Below are 22492 nucleotides of genomic sequence, written 5' to 3' on the forward strand. Positions count from 1 at the left end.
ACATGATACCTCTTACGAGTAATTGTGCAATGTTATTCTAAGCTATTATTTATTTGATTCATTATAAATAATAAATAATAAATAATAAATTTAAATGATAATGTTAACGGGAGTTTAACTGTGTTTAAACGACAGTTTAAAACATACGTAAGAGTGAATTAATTAAAGGAGGAAATTTATATTACTGTATGTTTGAAAATATATGTTGTATTGGTTGATGAGCTAGGTAATGCGGTTAGGTTTTTATAGCTTGAATAGTTTTGATAATGAGTAAAAAACTTATCTTTAGTATAACAATATATTTACATCCGCGTTTAAATATTAAAAGTAAGTTATTTTGTCAGAATAAGCACGATTGCTTTCTTATTGTACATAAGTCCACTAAAGGCAGAGGTGTAAATAAGAGGGGTATAAATCTTTAAGGGGTTGAGGTATAAATTTTATGTTAATCGGTATTCTAACTTTGCTAGGTTGTAAGTATAATCTCACTCATTAAACATCACTATTACTTCACGTTGTGATTAAATAACAATTCATCAGCGTCCGTTTATTGCTAAAGATAAAGTACAATTCAAATAAGTTATTCCTTTATTCAATTGTGCTTATGTATAATTTTATTAACACAAAGCTGAGTTGAAAAGACTTAATGTCATTATTATAAGTCATAACCTAACAGAGATTACTATGTACACATTAAATTTGAACCAAATGACACAACAAAAGTTTCTTGATGAATATTGGCAAAAAAAACCTGTTGTTATTCGCCAAGGGTTCAAAGATTTTTTTGATCCTATTGCTCCTGATGAAATGGCAGGTCTTGCCATGGAAGAGCAAGTTGAATCGCGCTTGGTTCATAAAAAAGATGGGCAATGGCAAGCTGAATTTGGCCCTTTTGAAAGTTATGAGCATTTAGGTACGCAAGATTGGTCTTTGGTTGTGCAGGCCCTTGACCATTTTTCAGAAGAAGCCGCTGAAATTATTGAAGCGTTCCGCTTTTTACCACACTGGCGTTTAGATGATTTAATGGCAAGTTTTGCTATGCCAGGCGGCAGTGTAGGCCCACATAAAGACAATTACGATACCTTTATTTGTCAAGGCTCTGGTAAACGCCATTGGCGTGTTGGTAATAACGGTGAACATGTTGAATTTGCCGCGCACGAATCACTATTACATGTTGAACCTTTTGAAGCCATTATTGATGTTGAATTAGAAGCTGGTGATATTTTATATATTCCGCCGGGCTTTCCTCATGAAGGAATTTCCTTAGACACGTCTATGAGTTTTTCTGTTGGATTCAGAGCTAATTCAGCGGTTAGTGTATTTAGCGCTTTTGCTGATCACTTAATTGATACAGAGCAAGGCACACAGCTTTTAACGGATCCAAGTCGCAAGGTAGTCACTAATAGCGGCGCAGTTAGCAATGACGATTACGCGAGTATTAAGTCACAAGTACAAAACCTATTAGATGATGACACTAGCTTTAAAAACTTTACCGGACAGTTTCTAACAGCAGCAAAGCATGAGTTAGATATTATGTTGCCAGATGAACCCTTTGAACTAACCGAAGTAAGTAATTTACTTAATAGTCATGCAATTAAACGTTTAGGTGGCTTACGTGCGTTTTATTTTGAAGACACCGTCGAACAAGGTTTATGTTACATCAACGGTAGTGAATTAGAGTTTTCCCCTGATATTGCTGATGGCGTTAAATTATTGTGTGATAAGGTAATGTTATCCCCTAATGATTTAAGTGACTGGAGTCACAACGCGGCTTTTGTTGAATTAGTGACGGTATTATTTAACCAAGGTTATTGGTATTTAGCTGAAGTAGAGTAATCAATTCATTAAAGCAAACGATGGTACGAGAGAAATAGTCGCTTAGATAATTAAAGAATTAGCGAAGTCACTTAGGGCTTACTTTGGGGTTGCTTAGTTATTGCTTAGGGATTGTAAGCCAAATGAATTAAACTATGATAACGCCGATATTAATTCTTTTTATTCTCTCGTGCCCGTTAGCGTTTGCTTTAATCTATTCGAGATTAAAGCGCACAACTTTAGATAGTAGAAAATACGCCAGTTGGGGCTTAGGCTTTGCTTTTATTTTCTTTTTTATTGGGCACTTTGTTAAAACCGAAGGTATGGCGTTAATGCTACCACCTTGGGTGCCTTTGAAAATATTCTTAATTTATGCCACGGGGGTATTAGAGCTTTTAGTAGGCTGTGCGTTATTTATTCCAAGGTATCAACAAATTGCCGCAAAACTGGCTATTTTAATATTAATAGTCTTTTTTCCTGCCAATATTTATGCTGCGGTCAATAGTGTTGGCTTAGGTGGTCATCAATGGGGACCCATTTACTTATTGATACGTGCACCTTTACAGTTGATCTTAATAGCGTGGGCATACTGTTTGTGTGTTAAAAAATCTAATTAACAAACTAATACTGCCTAAAATCACAGCTTGTAATTGAACCTAACGTGTCGTGATAAACAGAATTAAACTCTGGTAGGGTGAAGTAATCTCTTAGTCGTTTAGCTAATTCACTATCAGGAAAGCGCCTAATATAAATTTCTAAAAAGGCTGCATCATTCCAACCACTGCGTTCATTAAAGTCTTGCACTTGCCAGTTATTACATTGTTCCTCAGTGCAGGTTAATTGGTATTGACTGTATTGAGTGACTAGAGAATGGTCTTCTATTGCGGATATGGTATATTCTACCGCCTTATGTATGTCTAAGCCATTCACACTGACACTATATAAATCATATCCTTGCTGATAAGCGATTTCCGCTAATTGAACCGCATGACCAACCGAAACAGTATGATAGTGTAATGCAACACTCCCTCGTTGAGTTTCAGCAATAACTGAACCGTCTGTACGAAGGTGACCATCAAGTATTCTTAAATACCTTTTAATGCCCAACTGAAATAACAAATCATTATTGGTTTTAATTCCCCACATCATATTAATAGCGTCTTTAAACCAACCATGATTATACATATCTAGGCCAGTTGGCTCAGAGCTACCTTGTTCAATGTAGTCGTGATAGTCCATACGTGAGATTATTGTATTAAGGTAACTTTCGATAACAAGTTTGTCAGCATCAGCAATTAGATCAAGGTTTCCAATTGCTTCCCAAGCAAATAATACCGCAATACTCCACCTTTTCATGTCAAAGGTACTTCTTCCGTGAGCTAAATCAATTTCAGTTAAAGAGCCAGTTTCAGCCCATAATAAAAGGTTTTGAACCATAAAGGTGACCGCTTGCTCATTTTCATTAACAAACCAATCTGCGGTAGCCACGGTAAATGCTTCTTTAAAGTCTAATAAACGCTCCTTTTCTGCATCGTCATACACATAATCGTCACCATGAATATACTCTCCGCCATAGTATTTTTCAGGTAGAGCTTCAATTTTTCTGTCGTAATCTACTGGTTTTTCAATGGTACAAATTGAATCAACAGTTTCTTGAGGGTAGGTGGCTAATTCAGCTTTACGTGCAGATCTGTCAAATAAAAGCACGGAGGGATCAGTGATTTTATAATCAGTTATACTGCCTAAACCATAATCCATGAAACTTTTTTCTTCACATTCATGGTCTTTCGTTCCAACATCTTCCGTTCGGCTACACACGGTAATTGATTCATAATTATAGAGATTATTCGGAAATGGATCTTCACTACCTATAATGCCGTCACCATCTAAGTCTAAAATTTCAGATATATTTACTAGGTCAATGGGTAAGCCATAAACTATTGCTTCATTGGTATTATTGTTTTCATAAGGTGCTATTTTTAAAGAAGTACCTGCTTTGTGGTTTTCAAAATTATCAGAGAATAATACTTCCTGCTTTTCTGTGCCTGAATATTCTGTACCTGAGAACTCTTTACCGGAGAAAATAGCTAAGTTATCAATATAATAAGCTGACTCTAGTACCGAAAGGTTGTCGCCAAGCCTCATTCCGACATATTCAACGCCACTTTTCACTAAAGATAAATCAGACGAGCCAGAACTAAACTCGCCAACTTCATTGCCATTAATCGTTAAGGTAAAAAGAGGGGCTACGCTTTCAGTTGCCTGTGTTGTATCCCAAGAAATTTTAACATTAACCCACTCACCTGAAACAAATGTTTGTTGAATTACAAGAGTGTCTAGGTTTCTAATTTCAAAACTTCCAGACTTTATTCTTAAGTCAATGAGTGCAGTACTTACTGTGGTAGAGCTACCAAATAATGTAATAAATGCATCTTTTTCAGACGCTTGTTTCAAAAATGATAAGCTTATTTTCCCAGACTCTACAGGAGCACTCAGTTGATACCTAAGCTCCCCTGTATCTGTTGTTAACGTGTCTGTAATCTTTGCTACGTGGTTTGTATATTCATCAGACTGAGTTGTATCATTATCAGCAGGGTTGGTAATTACAGGGTTATCATTTTCTAGGTCGCCATTTTGTAGACCACCATCGACTACGTCGTCAGAATAATCTTGATTATTACTATCAGGCGTTTCTGGTGTTTGACTAGGCAGAACATCAACAGTGTCGTCAAGGGGGATTACGTCAAGATCGTCAGTATCAGAATTTTCAGGTGATTCATCAAAAAGTGGTTCAGGGGTTTTATCTGTATCATTATTTGTAGACGGTGTGTTTTGTGTATCGCTACCGCCACCACAGGCAAATAAAAATAATGGTAGGAATAATATTACAATGTGAAGTTTGATGTTCATAGGACTCACTCTGTTAATTATTTAATTTAAGAGTTAGGTGTGTTTTTAATGTGTCTCTGTATGTATAGTATACAAATTATGGGTATTTATCGCTCATGTCAAGTGGTTAAAATTAAAGCGTGTTCTTAGCGCTTTAAATAAAAATGATGTAGGGCAGTAGGTGATTATATTTATGCTTAACTATAAACACATGGGGTTGTTGCAATACAAAAATATGTGCTAGCAACTAATAGCCCATAAACAGTTTAACTTCGGATATATTTGCTGATATCTACTTCATCAATTTGATCTACATGCATATATTTATTGGCATAAGTTAAATAAACGCCTGAGGTTAAAAACAGCTCGAATAAATCAATGTCGATATGTTGGTCTAAAGCAAACTTGTGCAGTATATTGATAGACGCACTTAACGATTTGGCTTTTTTATATGGTCTGTCTGCAGCTGTTAATGCTTCAAAAATATCAGCGATCACTAATACCCGCTCAGGGATAGTTAAGTCATCAGCAGTTAGTTTTCTGGGGTAACCTGTTCCTATTAAGGTTTCGTGGTGTGTTGATGCATATTTAGGTACATTAGCTAACTCAGGAGGGAAGGGGAGTTGATCTAACATCTTGATAGTTTCAATAATATGTTCGTTGATTATAAAACGATCTTCTACGGTTAACGTGCCCCGAGAAATCGATAAATTATATAGTTCACCTAAATTAGCTTGATGCTCAGGTACTGACATTTTTATGCCAAATTTTTCATCAAAGGCTAACTGATTTTTTCGTTTAAAAATGTGCTGTGCTTTATCAGCTAATAGCATTTCAGTAACGGGAAGCGCTTGTGAACTTGCCTCCAGCTCTTGCTGACTGTTTTGGCTTTGTTCTGCTATATGCAGTTCTTCAACGGGTGATAACCCCAAAGTATCATCAAAGTGACGTTGCCAAGTTTGTTGTGCTATTTTATGTAGTTTAACGACTTTATCTTCATCCATGAACTCTCCGCCAACATTGGTACTGGCAACAAAGTTAAAATCGTTTATTAGTTTTTGTTGTTGTTCGGTAAGCGCTTTATACAAAGCCTCTTGTTGAGACGGTTGGGCAATGAGGGCTTGATAGTAAGTGATTTCTGCATCACGCCATAACACTTCAAAACGCATTCTTATTTCATGTATGCGGTTATAAATTGTTTCAAGTTTACTGCCTTTATCGACAATATGTTCAGGAGTAATTATTTTTCCACAGTCATGTAGCCAAGCCGATACTTTAAATTCACGCCACTCATCTCTTGATTTAAAGCTAAAGTCTTTAAAGTGATTGGTATCTTTTTCAGCCGCTTTTACCAACAACATACCTAAGTCAGGCACTCTGTTACAATGTCCGCCAGTATATGGAGATTTATCATCTATTGTTTGTGCAATAAGTTGGATAAAGGAGTCCATCAGGGCTTCTTGTTTTTTTACATGATTTTCGATTGACTCAGACATTTTTAAAAGTGATACGCCTAACGCATCCACTTCTTTAATATTGCTATAAATACGCCTAACTTTATTATACTGACCTTTAATCACCTTTTCATTTTCCAGCGCTAAGAGTTTAACCGGTTTAACAATAGGACTAGAAAAAATCCAACTAATAGGCAAGGTCAAAAAGAGAATTAGTGTTGTCAGTATTATAGATATCTTAACTTTTTCAAGACTTTGATCATAGATGTAGTCACTATTGACAACGATAGCGATAAACTCATCTTGATGGGCCGTAATAGGGGTTAAATACAACAAGTACTTTACATCTTCATGCAAGAATTCCGTTAACTTTCCATAATTTTTTATATTATTTGCTTCTTCTATAAGTGCTTGGTATGGAACCACTTTACTTATATCGTTAAGTTTTTTTTCTGAACTGTTTGTGGGATTTTTAAACCATCTTTCGTGCAGTTCTTGGTAGTGTTTATCATTAATTTTGTCTATAGCTAAGTTGAAAATATCGACTAACGCATGTTGAGATTTATGCAGCATAAAGTGCAGTGAGGTATCTAAGTGAGCTTTACCTAATTTGATATTGGTGTGATATTTAATATTATCGATAAAAAACTGCTTTTGTGTATATTGAAATATCGCTTGTGTGTCTAATCCTGCGTAAGCTTCTCCTGTAGCGACAGCATCTAATACCGCTTTACTTGAGGGATATTCTTTTAGACGTATTTTGGGGTAGTTTTCTTTAATTAAAGGAATAATTGACCAACCAGAGGGAATAGCTAACGTTTTTTCTTTAAGTTGTTCAATATGACCAATGCTATCAGTATTAGGCAAGGTAACTAAACTTAAAGGTAAATCGATAAAAGGCTTAGTATATAGCCCTTTTTTATTGTTAACAGAGGTTTTAAAAATAGGTTGTAAGACATCGATCTTTTTATTTTCAAAATTCATTATAAGCTCTGGCCAGGTTAGGCCATTGCTATATTCAAACGTTAACCCCGTCATTGATGATATTAAAGTCAATATATCGATGCTTAAGCCCATTGGCTCTCCTGCAATAGAGAAATCGATAGGAGCCCAGTCCAGTTCATTAGAAACCCTTAATGTCGGAGTATTGGCAATTAACTGACGCTGTTGCTGGTTTAAGGGTAACTTAGTGATATGTTGATGTAACTGCTGCGCATTGTGTTGTTGATTACTGGCAATTACCTCACCTGAGCGTTGAAATAAATAGACTTCTTTATGTAAATTATCAATGGATAATTGCTCTTGTTTAGTTAGATATTGACTAAATGAGGAGAGGGCAATATCTACTGCTAATACAATCTCGGTATTAGGGATTTTAATAGAATAAGTTTGTCCTGGTTCTCGTAAGTGTTTAAACAAGTAAGGCTTGGTTTTATACACTGTGTTGTACTGTGCGTTTAAGTACCATGGTCGTGCCGTTACCTCATAGTCACTGGACTCTCTCTTGGATGAGCGTACAGATAGTTCAGAATCGAGATATTGGTAAGTCGCCGTTTTTTCATCAGACTCATTGTTGACGATAAGCTGTAACCATCGGTCTTCATTAGTGGCGTGCATTTGTTTTCTAATGCTTGAACTTGCATTTAAGTTAACTAATTGATGAAAATTTCCGTTAGGAAAACCGACATAAATAGCATAAAACTCGTTATTGTTTTTTAATGATTCTGCAAAGAGAGAGTAGGCAGTTTGATTGAGGTTATTACCTTGTATGAAATCACCTAATGTCGCTAATAAGCGAGTGATTTGCTCGGCGTTTCTATCTAATGAACTAAAGCCTTCTTGAGTTTTATCGCTTGTTAATGAAAATATTTGCTGGGTAGACTCAACGGCCATTTTTTTACTGAAATGATATTGCAAACCAATAGCAATGGTCGCCGTGATTAACGTGGCTAATATGAAGATACTAACGACGGTAAACCGAATCGTATAGCGTTTTGGGGTAAACGTTTTCTTGTCCTTGAAATTCGTCATTATCACTACCACTTATTTTATTACAGTCTTCAGTGTAGCTTTTTTATATAAAATTAAAAGTGGTTTTTACTGTTTTATTATGAGGTTACTTATATCTTTTTTATAAACGTAAGCAAATTTTAAACTATTTAGTTAATTTTTTAGTTAATTTTTTAGTTAATTTTTTAGTTAAGTTTTAATTAATTTTTAGCTCTTAAAGTTATTGATACTTATATCTTAGGTAAGGATAATAGGGGCATTGAATAGTAGTTAAAGAATATTTTGTAATGCGCCTAGATAAGTTTATTTGTAAAAGTACTGAGCTGACGAGAACAGAAGCAAAAAAGATGCTTAAAAGCGGAGAAGTTCGAGTTAATGGTGACGTTGCTAAAAATGCGGCTATGCAAGTACATGAAAATAACATCATTACTATTGATGGACAACAACTTACCGCACGAGGCTCTCGTTATTTCATCTTACATAAAGTGGTTGACTCTATTTGTTCTAATGTGGATGAAGTATACCCGTCGGTGTTAAATTTTTTGGACGTTGATAAAGCTTTTGATTTACATATTGCTGGTCGGTTAGACGCTGATACTACAGGTCTAGTATTAATAACAGACGATGGTCGCTGGTCGCATAATGTGATCTCACCTAAAAAAGAGTGCCCTAAAACTTACCGGGTGTGGTTACGTAATGAAATTACCGATGAAAAACTGCCGGAATTAATTGAGCAGTTCACTCAAGGGTTACAATTACAAGGTGAGGATGGATTAACTCGTCCGGCATCGCTCGTACGTGTAGAGGAAGACGATTTGATTGATGATGAAAGTTATCGCAGTGAGGTGCTATTAACAATCACTGAGGGTAAATATCATCAAGTTAAGCGTATGTTTGCCGCTGTTGGTAATCGTGTGGTTGGTTTACACCGTGAGCAAATTGGTAATATTGTTTTAGGTGATTTAGCGCCAGGTGAATGGCGCGAATTAACTATGGATGAAATAGCCTTATTTGCTTCTTAACTGAGTATAAAATAATTTAACTCGTTAAGAAAAAACTTTACTAAAAACGTTTAGAGCATCTAATTTCTAGCACCTAAGCCTAAAGAACCCGTTTACGAAGTAAGGCTAGAGGCAATAACTTCAGCGTTACTTCTTAGGATTTAACTCGTTAAACTTAGCCATTTGTTCTGCAGTGGCTGGCAATTGGTGTTTTTCTTTCCATTCACTATAAGGCATACCGTACACTTGCTCGCGTGCGGTATCAATGTCAACGTCTACGCCTAATTTCTCGCCTTCTTGCACAGTCCATTTACTAAAACAATTTCGACAAAATCCTGCTAAGTTCATTAACTCAATATTTTGTACATCTTTACGAGAATCTAAGTGTGCTAATAAACGACGAAATACTGCCGCCTGAATTTCTACTTCTTTATCTATGTTTTTGCTCATGACTTTACCTTTATAGACACATCATTAAGTTGTGGGAATGTTACTCCTCTGTATAAATCAACTATACAGAGAAGTAGAATAAGCTCTGACTACTTCTTTGCTTGGGTCACAGCTTCTGCTGCAGGTTTAGTTGGGTCAAAGCGTCTTATTTGTAATACCATGCCCATGTTTGGGTGATCAAAATAATGAATTTCACCAGTGATCACGCGACGATCTTGTTTAAAACTAATCACCTTAAAAGGCTTATCATCTGTTGTGGTTTGGTTAACTAAACCATTATTAAAGCTGACTTTAGCTGCAGACTTAGTTTTTTCAACAAGGTTAAATTCAGTGTTGATGTATAGGTAGTGATCTAAGTGGACTTTAAATAAACCATCGAGTGACCAAGGTTGAATTGGTGCTAGAATGACAGTTTCTGAATTATCCCCCTCAATGGCGGAAATGGCCAAGGGCTTTTTAGCTATGTCGTAAGTTAATTCGTTAACAATACGCTGAACTTGCTCTTTATTTTCAGTGGTGTTTTGTTTGCTATTGTTTAAATTTTCAGTTTCTGATGAAGGCTCTTTTTTGCTGTCAGCTATAAGTGTAAATTGCTCGAAAATAGCGTTTAATTCTTGCTGTTTTACTTGTTGTATTTGTTGCTCTTTAACATAATTATCATTGCGAACTTCGTCTGATTTAAACGTGCTTTCGGTGCCAACGAGTGTATTTGATTGAGCATTTTTGGTAATTGTTCCTTGTGTACTAATTTTTTTTGCAAGTGCTTGTTGGTAATCATTCATTAAATTTTCACCGGCAAACAAATTAACGGCTGTTGCTTGTCTTTTTGCTTCGCCAACTTGGCGCCACCCAACATGCAGTAGTGACTGGTAATTACGGGATCTTTTGATCCTATTGGCAATAGATTTTAATCGTAATGAGTCTTGGCTAATTAAATAAGGACTGTTACTTGCCCACGTTATTTCACCATTTTCATCGTCTTTCCATTGCTCTAAACCATCGACAGTTGTTTTAAACTCAGCAACAGGAAAGCCGTCAACTTCAAAAATTGCTTGTTGTTCAGCTGTTAGGTGCTTAGTAAGCGTTTCAGTAGAGATAATACACAGGGGTACTTTGCTATCACTTGGGTACTGAGTGAAATTTGTTAATGCCATTTGAGATAATAATGCGCTAACGTTTTGTTTACCGAATTGAGCTTGTTGCGAAGTATCTCGGTTTTCAATCACCGAAACTGACATATTAGGGGGAGTGGTGCTTGATGACGCAGCTATTGATGCGTTGTGTATATCACCTTGCTGCTTTTCTATAAGCTGACTAGTATCACTATGATTAACAGTATCACTATGATTAACAGTATCACTCCATATTGTATATTCAGGTACAGAAAATTGTTCTGAATACTGACTGTAAGGCAATACATTCAGTGTTGTGCTTATAGCACTAGAGTCTGTTGAGTTCTGTTCACAAGGCGGTAATAATTGCTTTAGTGAAGCGATATTCGGTTGTATATAAGGTGTTAATAAATCAATGGCATTACGCTTTTTATCGGTTAAGTCATTCGCTGTGAATTGCTCTGTTTTATCTGAGGAATTAATAGTCTTATGTTTAAACAGAATAACTTCAATTTCAAACCAACGGTCGTCAGCCTTATCAGCATCATTATAAGCAGCCATCAAGGGAAAACTGCTCAATATACACAAGGAGGACAGTGCAGAAGCAGCTAGTGTGGTTAGCTTTAAACGGCGCTTAACTGGTAAGTTGAAGGCATTAGTTGAATTGTATTTCATTAAAGATCCGTATTAATCCATATTATAAGGCAGAGTTATCGCACTTAAAGCGTTAGTAGAATATTAACAAAAAGTAACATCGACTATCTAACCATTCAAGTTTACCATTATATATCATTATTTTACTAAATAACTTTATCTAACCGTGTGTTGTTATAATGCTGACTTTATTAAATGATTACTTTATTAAATCATTTAATATATTGGCAATTAACGTAAAGCGTTGTTGAGTATCCTCGTTGGCTTTAACAAATTTTAATTTACTTGCGCCTGCCATGCTATACATTGCAGGGTTCTTTTGAATCAAACCAATAATTAACATAGGATCAACTGTGGTATTATTACTAAACTCAATTGAGCCACCTGTAGCACTTGCTTCAATACGAGATATGCCGATGGTTTGTGCTCTAAGTCGTAATTTAGCAACTTGAATTAAGTTTTTACTTGGTTGCGGCAATAAACCAAAACGGTCAATTAATTCTACTTGAATATCATCTAACTCGTTTTTAGTTTTACAACTAGCGATACGTTTATATAAACTTAAACGTAAGCTGACATCAAAAATATAGTCTTCAGGTAATAGCGCAGGAATACGCAGTTCAATTTCTGTTTGATTCGACATTACTTGATCAAGAGATAGTTGCTTACCTTCTTTTAAGGCTTCAACTGCTTGGTCGAGCATTTCCATGTATAAGCTAAAACCTATTTGGCTCATGGAGCCACTTTGGTCTTCACCTAATAACTCCCCAGCACCACGAATTTCTAAATCGTGGGTTGCTAGGGTAAAACCAGCACCTAAATCTTCTAAGGATGCGATGGCGTCTAAACGTTTTTTAGCATCTTTAGTCATGCGCTTTTCATGCGGCGTTAATAAATAGGCATAAGCTTGGTGATGCGAGCGACCAACACGACCACGTAACTGATGAAGTTGGGCTAAACCTAGATGATCAGCTCTATCCATAATAATAGTGTTGGCACTTGGTACATCAATACCGGTTTCAATAATGGTGGTACAAACAATCACGTTAAAGCGTTGGTGATAAAAATCACTCATTATTCGCTCTAATTCACGTTCATTCATTTGACCGTGCGCTGTAACAACACGCGCTTCGGGTACTAACTTTTGAATATCAGCAGCGGTTTTATCAATGGTATCAACATGATTATGCAAGTAGTAAACCTGACCACCACGTAAAGTTTCACGTAAAATAGCTTCGCGAATTAACGCTTCATCGTGTTCACGTACAAAGGTTTTTACCGCTAAACGTTTTGCTGGCGGTGTGGCGATGATTGATAAATCACGCATGCCGCCCATCGCCATATTTAAAGTACGAGGAATAGGCGTTGCAGTAAGAGTTAAAATATCAACATTGCTGCGTAGCTGTTTGATCTTTTCTTTTTGTTTAACACCGAATCTGTGCTCTTCATCAACCACTAATAATCCGAGGTCTTTATATTTAATACTATTTTGCAGCAGTTTATGGGTACCAATAAGAATATCAACGTGTCCTGACTCAACGCGGGCAATCACTTCCTTTTGCTCTTTAGCGCTTTTAAAGCGAGATAATACTTCGGTGGTTACTGGCCAGTTAGCAAAGCGGTCTCTGAAGTTTTCGTAATGTTGTTGTGCAAGTAAGGTGGTTGGTACAAGTATTGCCACTTGTTTACCATCATTAACAGCAATAAACGCGGCGCGCATAGCCACTTCGGTTTTACCAAAACCAACATCACCACACACCAGTCTGTCCATGGTTTTGTGCGATAACATGTCGCTAACCACGGCGTTGATGGCTTGTTTTTGATCGAAGGTTTCTTCAAAACCAAAGCTGTTACTAAAGGCTTGGTAATCTTGTTTGTCACGTTTAAAGGTATGACCGTGATTACTGGCGCGTTTAGCGTAAATATCGAGTAAATCTGCAGCAACGTCACGTACTTTCTCAGCGGCTTTTTGTTTAGCTTTACTCCAAGTATCGGTACCTAATTTATGTAAAGGTGCGTTTTCACTATCAGCACCAGAATAGCGGCCAATTAAGTGTAATGAGCTAACAGGTACATAAAGTTTGGCTTCGTTGGCGTAACTGAGCATTAAAAATTCAGTAACTATTCCGCCATTTTCAATGGTCTGTAAGCCTAAGTAACGACCAATACCATGTTCTATATGTACTACAGGTTGGCCGATGGTTAATTCTGCTAGATTTTTAAATAAAGCGTCCGCTTGTAAGTCTTGCGCTTTAGTTCTGCGCCTAGCCTGTGAAACATGATCGCCCAGTAATTCAGCTTCTGTGACTAAAGCAATGGCATTTTTCTGGCTATGACCTTTGGCTTGAAACGAAAAACCCTGCGTTAAACTGTTAACGGTAATACCAATACTATCGTCAGCATTGATAAAGTCATCAAGATTATCAAATTGTGCAGGCTTGATATTATCGCGCTCTAATAATTCAAGTACGCTTTCACGGCGACCTTGGCTTTGCGCGATAAACAGTACTTTGCTAGGGGTAAGTTTACTGGCAATAAATTTATTAATTAATTCAAAAGGCTGTTTTAGCTTATGATTAATTGTTAAGTCGGGTAGGGCGCTAACATCAAAGTAAATTTCACTGCTTTTCGTTTTACTCTTAACATCGCTTTCAGCATTAACTGTTTCGCTAGTACTTTCGCTAGTACTTTCGCTAGTCTTTTCGGTAATAAGCTGCTCGTTATTATCATCTTCTTTAGCGGCTAATAAAGCGTTGTCATTTAACGCCGTGGTTTGTATTGCTAGCTGCTTAGTGATAGTAATTCGGTCAAACGGTTTTAATGCGCTATAAAGTTGAGTTGCGGTTAAAAATAACTGATCTGGTGGCAATAAAGGTCGAGTTGGATCATAACGTCTGTTTTCATAACGATATTCTATATCAAGCCAATAGGTAGAAAGTGAGTCCTCGATATCGCCACTAACCACCACTAAAGTGTCATTAGTTAAATAATCACATAATGTGTTACTTAACGTATTGGTTGGAGCTTCTTTTTGGTTATAAACGTCTTTATTAAAGAATAGAGGCAAGTAATATTCAATACCTGGCGGTAATATGCCATTGCTGACTTTATGGTAAACCGATTCTTTATGAATATTTCCGCTAAATTGCTCACGAAACTGACTACGAAATAAGTTTATGCCGGCTTCATCAATAGGAAACTCATGAGCGGGCAGTAAATTAATTTCGTCAATTTTGTCTTTAGAGCGCTGACTTTCTGGATCAAACAGTCTTATTTCTTCAATTTCATCATCAAAAAAATCTAAACGAAAAGGCGTTTTACTGCCCATAGGGAAAAGATCTAAAATAGCGCCACGGGCTGAAAACTCACCATGCTCAAGAACTTGGTCGACATTACGATAACCACTTTCTTGCAGTGCTTGGCGCATTTGATGTAAGTCTTTACGATCGCCTTTTTTAATGATTAAACTATTGGCTTCTATATATTGTTTTGGTGCAAGTTTTTGTACCAAAGTGGTGACAGGCACAATAATAATGCCGCTTTTCATACGCGATAATTGATATAAGGTCGCTAAACGTTGCGAGATGATGTCTTGGTGTGGTGAAAAATTATCGTAAGGCAATGTTTCCCAATCCGGAAACAAACAAATACTGATTGTATCGTGTTTATCTTTTTTCGCTAAACTGCTTAGTTCTTGTTCTATTTTAAGCGCTTGTGGTGTGTTATTGGTAATTAATAGAATCGGTGTTTGCGCTGTTTTTACTGCTTGATAAAGTGCAACACTGCTACTGCTACCATGTAAGTTATGCCAACTTTTTTTATCTGGGTTTTTACCACGGCGTTTCGCCAATACTGGGGTTAACAGGCTGCTTACTTTACTCATGATTTCCTTACACTAATTACAGGCGAAATTTACCAACGCAATATGCTAAATATTTTTAATTAGCAGCTATTCTAATTAAGCTAGCCGAAGATCGCTAGTGCAGATGTATTTTTGTTTGTACATTACTAGCTTATCGGGTTTTTATGAGGTGGAGTAACTCTGAGTTAGCAGCTACTTTATCAGGAGATCTATTATCATATTCAATTGGTATATTCGGCTTATTATAATGCGACTTATAGTTGTTAATTTTGACAAAAGTAAAATATCAATCTACAAATAATAATACTGTTAAGTAGTAATTAGGATTTGATTAAACGCTTAGCAGTTAATTTTATGGAATACTTTAGAAGGAATTAAAGATGAAAAATAGTACAGTTCTACTTAAAAAAAACTTATGCAAAACTCGCTCACTGAAAACAAGTTTATTCAACATACATCAACTCAAAAAGTTTTTACCAACGTTAGCAATTGGTATCGCTTTACTGACAACACCATTTTCTGCTATTAGCCAAGATACTAGTGTTACTCAGTCTGCCCAAGGAGGGGCGGTTGTTAAAGAGAAAACAGTGAACCTCAACAAGTCATCTCTTGAACAATTACTTACCTTAAAAGGTATTGGTTATAGCCGAGCTAAATCCATTATTGTTTATCGTGAACAAATGGGCGGCTTTAAATCCGTTGATGAATTAAGCCAAGTGAGTGGTGTTGGTGAAAAAATATTAAGTGAAAATAAAGGTAGGCTTACCATTTAATCTAATATTTAATTTATATTAGTAACGTTAGGATCTGTTGATCTTTTAGAATTAAAATTTATATGGCGTTATGGCATATGCGTGTAGCCACCTACACATCACATGCTTTGTCTGTTCTTAATATAAAGAAGAGCAAACATGTTGCTATAAAAGAAAGCTCGAAAGATCAACAGAGCCTAATAAAAAACGTGAATCAAAAGTCAGCTACAGCTGATTTTTTTATGAGCGACAGGTAAATTAGTACACAAACGAGTAAGGCCTTTTAAAATCTAAATAAGATGAGCCTAAGAAAAGTTATATTAAAGTGAGCCTCTTATTACCTTTTGATATATAGAATACGTTTCTTATGATGGAAAATAGTTATAGTTATGGCATTATAGCGCCATTAATTTTTCATAAGGTTTGTATTAGCAATGAATTTAACCCATTTAAAAACGCTTGAAGCTGAATCTATTCATATTTTTCGTGAAGTAGCAGCTGAATTTGATAATCCTGTGATGCTGTACTCTGTCGGTAAAGACTCTGCAGTATTATTGCACCTTGCCCGTAAAGCCTTTGCTCCAGGTAAAATCCCTTTTCCTTTATTACACGTTGATACAGACTGGAAATTTAAAGAAATGATCGCGTTTCGTGATCAAATGGCCAAAGACTACGGTTTTGATCTTTTAGTCCATAAAAACCCAGAAGGTATTGCACAAGGTATTGGTCCATTTACTCACGGTAGTGCAACGCATACTGATGTAATGAAAACTCAAGGCTTAAAGCAAGCACTTAACAAATACGGCTTTGATGCTGCATTTGGTGGCGCACGTCGTGATGAAGAAAAATCTCGTGCTAAAGAGCGTGTTTATTCTTTCCGTGATGAAAATCATCGTTGGGATCCAAAAAGCCAACGTCCAGAATTATGGAATGTTTATAACGGTAAAGTAAATAAAGGCGAAAGTATTCGTGTTTTCCCATTATCTAATTGGACTGAGCTTGATATCTGGCAGTACATCTACTTAGAAAGTATTCCAATTGTACCATTATACTTAGCGGAAAAACGCCCAGTAGTTGAGCGTGATGGTACGTTAATCATGGTTGATGATGATCGTATGCCAATTGGTGAAGACGAAGAAATACAAATGAAGAGCGTACGCTTTAGAACCTTAGGTTGTTACCCATTAACGGGTGCAGTTGAGTCTACAGCAGATACTTTACCTGAAATTATTCAAGAAATGTTGTTAACAAAAACCTCTGAGCGCCAAGGTCGTATGATAGATCACGATAGCGCTGGCTCAATGGAGAAGAAGAAAATGGAAGGTTACTTCTAAGCTTTTTGCTTTTAAGTACTCTTGTAAGTACTTAAGTTAAACCACCATTTTCACCATAACATTATTTGTTAATAATAATTGATTAGACATTTGGAAGTAAAAATTATGAGTCACCAATCAAATTTAATTGAAGACGATATTCAAGCTTATTTAAAGCAACATGAAAACAAAGAATTAGTACGCTTTTTAACATGTGGTAGCGTAGATGACGGTAAAAGTACCTTAATCGGTCGTTTATTACATGATTCAAAAATGATCTTTGAAGATCAACTAGCGGCTATTGAAAAAGATTCTAAAAAATCAGGTACAACGGGCGAAGCCGTTGATTTAGCTTTATTAGTAGATGGTTTACAGTCAGAGCGTGAGCAGGGCATTACTATTGATGTAGCTTACCGTTATTTCTCAACAGATAAGCGTAAGTTTATTATTGCAGATACTCCTGGCCACGAGCAATACACACGTAACATGGCAACAGGTGCGTCTACTTGTGATATCGCCATCATCTTAATTGATGCGCGTTACGGCGTACAAACGCAAACTCGTCGTCATTCTTTCATTTGTTCATTATTGGGTATTAAGCATATTGTTGTTGCGGTAAACAAAATGGATTTGGTTGGCTATTCGCAAGAGCGTTACCAAGAAATTAAGAAAGAATACCGTGAATTAACAGAGTCTCTTACCTTTAGTGATATTCGTTTTGTTCCTATGTCAGCACTTAACGGTGACAATGTAGTTGAAGAAAGTGAAAATATGCCTTGGTATCCGGGCGCTACTTTAATGAAGCTGCTTAATACCATTGATATTAAAACCAAAGATGACTTCACTCCATTTCGTTACCAAGTACAATATGTTAACCGTCCTAACCTAGATTTCCGTGGTTTTGCGGGTACTGTTGGTGCTGGTCATGTCTTAGTAGGCGATACCATTGTTGCACTACCTTCTGGTAAAGAAAGTGTTGTTAAAGAAATAGTTACTTTTGACGGTAATATTGAACGTGCTGATAAAGGTATGGCGGTAACGCTTACGTTAGAAGACGAAATTGATATCAGCCGTGGTGAAATGATTGTTAAAAAAGGTAGTTTACCTGTTTCATCAAAAGAGTTTAGTGCAACGGTTGTGTGGATGCATGAAAACGAACTTGAGCCAGGTCGTGAATACTTTATCAAGCACGGTAGTAAAATGACTACAGGTCATGCAAAAACTATTGCCAGCAAGTATGACGTTAACACCATGGAAAAATTACCTAGTGCTCAATTAGCGGTAAACGATATTGGTTTAGTTGATTTTGTTGTTGGTGAAACGCTACATTTTGACGCTTACCAAGATAACCGTGAAACAGGTGCTTTTATCATTATTGACCGTTTAAGTAATGTAACGGTTGGTGCAGGTATGATTAATAATGCACTTGATGAGAAAGTAACTGAGTACTCAGCGTTTGAATTAGAATTAAATGCTTTAGTTCGTAAGCAATTCCCACACTGGGGTGCTCGCGACATTACTAAATAGGTTTTAGCTTATTTAGTAGGTTTTAGTTCAATATACGTTATGCACTTAAGTGCGACTAAATCGCCATAAGCTCTGTTAAGAGTTTGTGGCGTCTTTTTATAAGCTTAACTCTAAACATAAACATAAGTAGATCATAAATGATAATAGCGCAGTGGTTGATGATAGCGGTTTTTATAACCACATTTATCGGCTTAGTTAAATACAGTAAAGTCCCAGAACGTGTTTTTTCTGTGACTGTTTTAGTGTGTTTATCGCTGTCGTTTGTTAGCGTTGATGATATTTTAACGAATGCGGTTAACCCTGGCTTAGTTACTCTTGTGCTATTGGTGCTATGTTCTTTTGCTTTTGAGCGAACCAGTATTTTAAGGCGTTTATCTGCAGGGGTTTTTCAAGGCTCTAAAGTCAAATCAAGTTTACGTTTGTTAGTTGGTACGGCGTTCGCTTCCGCTATTATGAGTAATACCGCGGTGGTAGCAACCTTGATTAATACCGTGAAAAAAAATAAATTAATCAATTCCGGTAAATTATTATTGCCCTTATCTTTTGCGGCTATTTTAGGTGGAACACTTACCTTAGTTGGTACTTCAACTAATTTAATCGTAAACAGCTTATTGATAAAACAAGGTCACCAAGGCTTTGGTTTCTTTGACTTTACCCTGATAGGTTTAGCAGCCTTTATTTTATGTCTTATCGTCATTCTTTTTAGAAGTCGCACTTTACCTGATATTGGTAGTGATGACTTAACCACAGATAATTATTTACTTGAAGCCGAAGTGTCAACTTCATCAACTCTTATAGGTAAGTCTGTTGAAGAAAATGGTTTAAGAAATTTAGACTCATTATTTCTTGTTGAAATAGTGCGCCAGGGGCGATTAATTTCAGCTATTTGTCCAGAAGAGCTAGTACAAGCAAATGACAAGCTTATTTTCAGTGGTGATATTTCAAAAGTGTTAACGTTACAACAATTTGACGGTTTAAGTTTATACGCCGAGCAAGATGATTTATTACGTGATAACTTAACCGAAGTATTACTTAAAAGTGATTCTGCCATTGTTGGCAAAAGCTTAAAACAGGCTGGCTTTCGCGCACGTTTTGATGCTGCGGTTGTTGCTGTTCGCCGCGAAGGTAGCGCGTTATCAGGTAAGTTAGGTGATATTGTTTTGCAATCAGGTGATTTTCTAGTGTTGGCCGTTGGTAAAGACTTTGCAACACGTACTAACTTATCGAAAAATTTCTATATATTATCAGGTCGCCAAGCTGACAATATGCTAAGTGGTTGGCGCGATCATGCCACTGTTTGGGGGTTTATTACTAGTATTTTAGTGTCTGTATTCACACCGTTACCGTTATTGAACTGTTTGTTTATTTATATCGCTTTTTTAATTTTTAGTGGCGCATTAACAGTAAACGAAATTAAAAGACGCTTTCCTCTCGAGATATGGATGATAGTATTAGGTGCGCTAACGTTAGCCTCCGCTATAGAAAATACAGGCATAGCAGGCATGTTTGCACAAAGTATTGAAGGATTTTTACATGACCAAAGTATCTATATTGCCTTTGTACTTATTTTTGTTTTAACCCTGATACTAACCGAATTAATTACTAACAGCGCCGCAGCGGCGTTAGCTTTTCCTATCGCTTATAATATTGCCCTTGGTTTAGGCGTTGATCCTACGCCATTTGTAATGGCAGTAGCTTTTGCGGCAAGCGGTAGTTTTATCAGCCCGTACGGTTATCAAACCAATGTTATGGTGTATAACGCTGGTAATTATCAGTTAAGCGACTTTGTAAAGTTTGGTTTACCTATTTCAATCATTTATAGTATTACCGTGATCTTTATGATCCCGTTAGTGTTTCCTTTTTAATCTATTTACGTAAATCTGGGTTGTTAAAATAACCGAGTAAAATATCGAGAATGAGATCACCATGAAAACAGAAAATACCGTTTGGCATAATCAACAAATCAGTAAAGAACAACGTGCAAACTTAAAACAACAAAAACCAGCATTACTTTGGTATACCGGGTTAAGTGGCTCAGGTAAATCTACAGTTGCTAATGCCGTTGACGCATTATTGTTTAAATTAGGCTGTCATAGTTATTTACTTGATGGTGATAATGTTCGTCACGGTTTAAATGGTGATTTAGGCTTTAGTGATGAAGCGCGTGTTGAAAACATTCGTCGTATTTCAGAAGTGGCTAAATTATTTCTTGATGCAGGACTTGTTGTTTCAACGGCATTTATTTCTCCTTTTGCTAGCGATAGAGCACAAGCGAAAGAAAAACTAGAAGCAGGTGAATTCATCGAAGTTTACATCGACACGCCAATTAGTGTTTGTGAATCTCGTGATCCAAAAGGCTTATACAAAAAAGCCCGTGCCGGCGAAATTAAAGATTTTACTGGTATTGATTCAACTTATGATGTACCTGAAAACCCACAAATTCATGTAAAAACGGATGAAAAATCAGTTGAAGAATGTGCTGAACAAATTGTTGGCTATTTAATGGCTAAAGGCTTTATAAATGAAGCTTCATTGCAATCAGCATAAGCTTATTTAAATTACATTAAAAGAAAGGGACTTAACCCATGCATTACGATGTGTTTAACGGTGATGCCGATGGCATTATTGCACTATTACAACTACGTTTAGCCGAGCCCAGAGAGTCAGTTTTAGTGACGGGTGTAAAACGAGATATCAGCTTACTTAAACAAGTTGATGCTGCGCAAGCAAATGCTGTTACTGTGTTAGATATTTCCCTTGAAAAAAATGTTGATGCACTGCAGGTTTTACTTGATAGCGACGTTGATGTTTTTTATGTTGATCATCACCGAGCAGGTGATATTCCAAAATCAACTCACCTTAAAACCTTAATTAATACTGACGCTAACACTTGTACTAGTTTGCTAATTAATGATTATTTGCAAGGTCAATATGTCAATTGGGCCATTGCCGCCGCGTTTGGTGACAACATGCAAGCATCTGCAAAAGCACTAGCAACAAAACAAGGTTTGACTGACATTGAGCAAGCGCAGTTAAATGAATTAGGTGTTTATATTAATTACAACGGTTATGGTGCAACGGTTGACGATTTACATTTCAATCCTGCTGATTTATACCAAGCATTGTTAAAGTATCCCGATCCTTTTACACTGATTAATGAAAGCGATTCTATTTTTTGGCAGCTTAAAACAGCCTATCTTGCTGACATGGAAAAAGCGCAGCAATCGGAAGTATTAAGCGATAATGACGTGGTTAAAACGATAGTACTTGAAGATGCCGCTTGGTCTCGTCGGGTAAGTGGTGTTTATGGCAATGAGTTAGCGAATCAATCACCAGATAAAGCGCATATTGTATTAACCTTGAATAAAGCTAAATCTACAGCTGACAATGCTAAAAGCGAACAAAGCTATACGTTAAGTTTACGTGCGCCGCTAAATAACAAGCAAGGGGCAGGTGATATTTGTGCAAAATTTCCAACAGGTGGCGGTAGAGCCGCAGCAGCAGGAGTTAATGAATTACCACAAAGCCGAGTAAACGAGTTTATTTCGGCCGTTGAAAGTTATTACCAGCTTTAAACGTACATATTACTAAAATAAAAGTACTAAAATATAAATACAAAAATAAAAAAGCATTTAACGTTATTGTAAATGTTA

General features: G+C 36.5%; 14 protein-coding genes. 9 read left to right on the forward strand and 5 right to left on the reverse strand.

The genetic code is table 11. From position 1 onward, the window contains the following. Positions 1–684: 684 nt before the first annotated feature. Positions 685–1836: a cupin domain-containing protein gene (locus KO502_RS09175; protein ID WP_216022280.1), complete on the forward strand. Its 1152-nt coding sequence runs from the start codon at positions 685–687 to the stop codon at positions 1834–1836. 134 nt (positions 1837–1970) lie between these two features. Further along, complete coding sequence (locus KO502_RS09180) at positions 1971–2432, forward strand: hypothetical protein (RefSeq protein WP_216022281.1); 462 nt, start codon at positions 1971–1973, stop codon at positions 2430–2432. Positions 2433–2436: 4 nt separating this feature from the next. Here KO502_RS09180 and KO502_RS09185 read toward each other — a convergent pair whose 3' ends face one another. Then, positions 2437–4725 carry an alginate lyase family protein gene (locus tag KO502_RS09185; protein ID WP_216022282.1) on the reverse strand — a complete coding sequence of 763 codons (2289 nt, stop codon included), beginning with the start codon at positions 4723–4725 and terminating at the stop codon, positions 2437–2439. Positions 4726–4970: 245 nt separating this feature from the next. Continuing rightward, on the reverse strand, positions 4971–8189 hold the full coding sequence (locus KO502_RS09190; RefSeq protein WP_216022283.1) for an HD domain-containing phosphohydrolase: 3219 nt from the start codon (positions 8187–8189) through the stop codon (positions 4971–4973). Positions 8190–8455: 266 nt separating this feature from the next. Between KO502_RS09190 and KO502_RS09195 the strand changes: the two genes are divergently transcribed. After that, positions 8456–9190 (forward strand): pseudouridine synthase, encoded by a 735-nt coding sequence (locus tag KO502_RS09195; protein WP_216022284.1) that lies wholly within the window; start codon positions 8456–8458, stop codon positions 9188–9190. Positions 9191–9316: 126 nt separating this feature from the next. Here the strand turns inward: KO502_RS09195 and KO502_RS09200 are convergent, their stop codons facing one another. The 3 genes from KO502_RS09200 to mfd all read right to left on the reverse strand — a co-directional run bounded on the left by KO502_RS09200 (position 9317) and on the right by mfd (position 15268). Next, on the reverse strand, positions 9317–9619 hold the full coding sequence (locus tag KO502_RS09200; protein WP_252730694.1) for a DUF1244 domain-containing protein: 303 nt from the start codon (positions 9617–9619) through the stop codon (positions 9317–9319). Positions 9620–9708: 89 nt separating this feature from the next. Next, complete coding sequence (locus KO502_RS09205) at positions 9709–11406, reverse strand: CsiV family protein (protein ID WP_216022285.1); 1698 nt, start codon at positions 11404–11406, stop codon at positions 9709–9711. Between the two features lie 178 nt (positions 11407–11584). Continuing rightward, positions 11585–15268 (reverse strand): transcription-repair coupling factor, encoded by a 3684-nt coding sequence (mfd, locus tag KO502_RS09210; RefSeq protein WP_216022286.1) that lies wholly within the window; start codon positions 15266–15268, stop codon positions 11585–11587. A gap of 359 nt (positions 15269–15627) precedes the next feature. Between mfd and KO502_RS09215 the strand changes: the two genes are divergently transcribed. The 6 genes from KO502_RS09215 to KO502_RS09240 all read left to right on the forward strand — a co-directional run bounded on the left by KO502_RS09215 (position 15628) and on the right by KO502_RS09240 (position 22414). Beyond that, positions 15628–16020 (forward strand): helix-hairpin-helix domain-containing protein, encoded by a 393-nt coding sequence (locus KO502_RS09215; RefSeq protein WP_216022287.1) that lies wholly within the window; start codon positions 15628–15630, stop codon positions 16018–16020. 413 nt (positions 16021–16433) lie between these two features. After that, on the forward strand, positions 16434–17333 hold the full coding sequence (gene cysD, locus KO502_RS09220) for a sulfate adenylyltransferase subunit CysD (protein ID WP_216022288.1): 900 nt from the start codon (positions 16434–16436) through the stop codon (positions 17331–17333). A 105-nt stretch (positions 17334–17438) separates the two neighbouring features. Further along, positions 17439–18839: a sulfate adenylyltransferase subunit CysN gene (gene cysN, locus KO502_RS09225; RefSeq protein ID WP_216022289.1), complete on the forward strand. Its 1401-nt coding sequence runs from the start codon at positions 17439–17441 to the stop codon at positions 18837–18839. 137 nt (positions 18840–18976) lie between these two features. Continuing rightward, the gene (locus tag KO502_RS09230) at positions 18977–20704 is read left to right on the forward strand and encodes an SLC13 family permease (protein WP_216022290.1); all 1728 of its coding nucleotides are present in this window, start codon (positions 18977–18979) and stop codon (positions 20702–20704) included. Between the two features lie 61 nt (positions 20705–20765). Further along, the gene (cysC, locus tag KO502_RS09235; RefSeq protein ID WP_216022291.1) at positions 20766–21386 is read left to right on the forward strand and encodes an adenylyl-sulfate kinase; all 621 of its coding nucleotides are present in this window, start codon (positions 20766–20768) and stop codon (positions 21384–21386) included. 38 nt (positions 21387–21424) lie between these two features. Then, positions 21425–22414: a DHH family phosphoesterase gene (locus KO502_RS09240; RefSeq protein ID WP_216022292.1), complete on the forward strand. Its 990-nt coding sequence runs from the start codon at positions 21425–21427 to the stop codon at positions 22412–22414. Positions 22415–22492: the final 78 nt, after the last annotated feature.

The organism is Colwellia sp. E2M01 (genome assembly GCF_018860585.1).
GTDB lineage: Bacteria > Pseudomonadota > Gammaproteobacteria > Enterobacterales > Alteromonadaceae > Colwellia.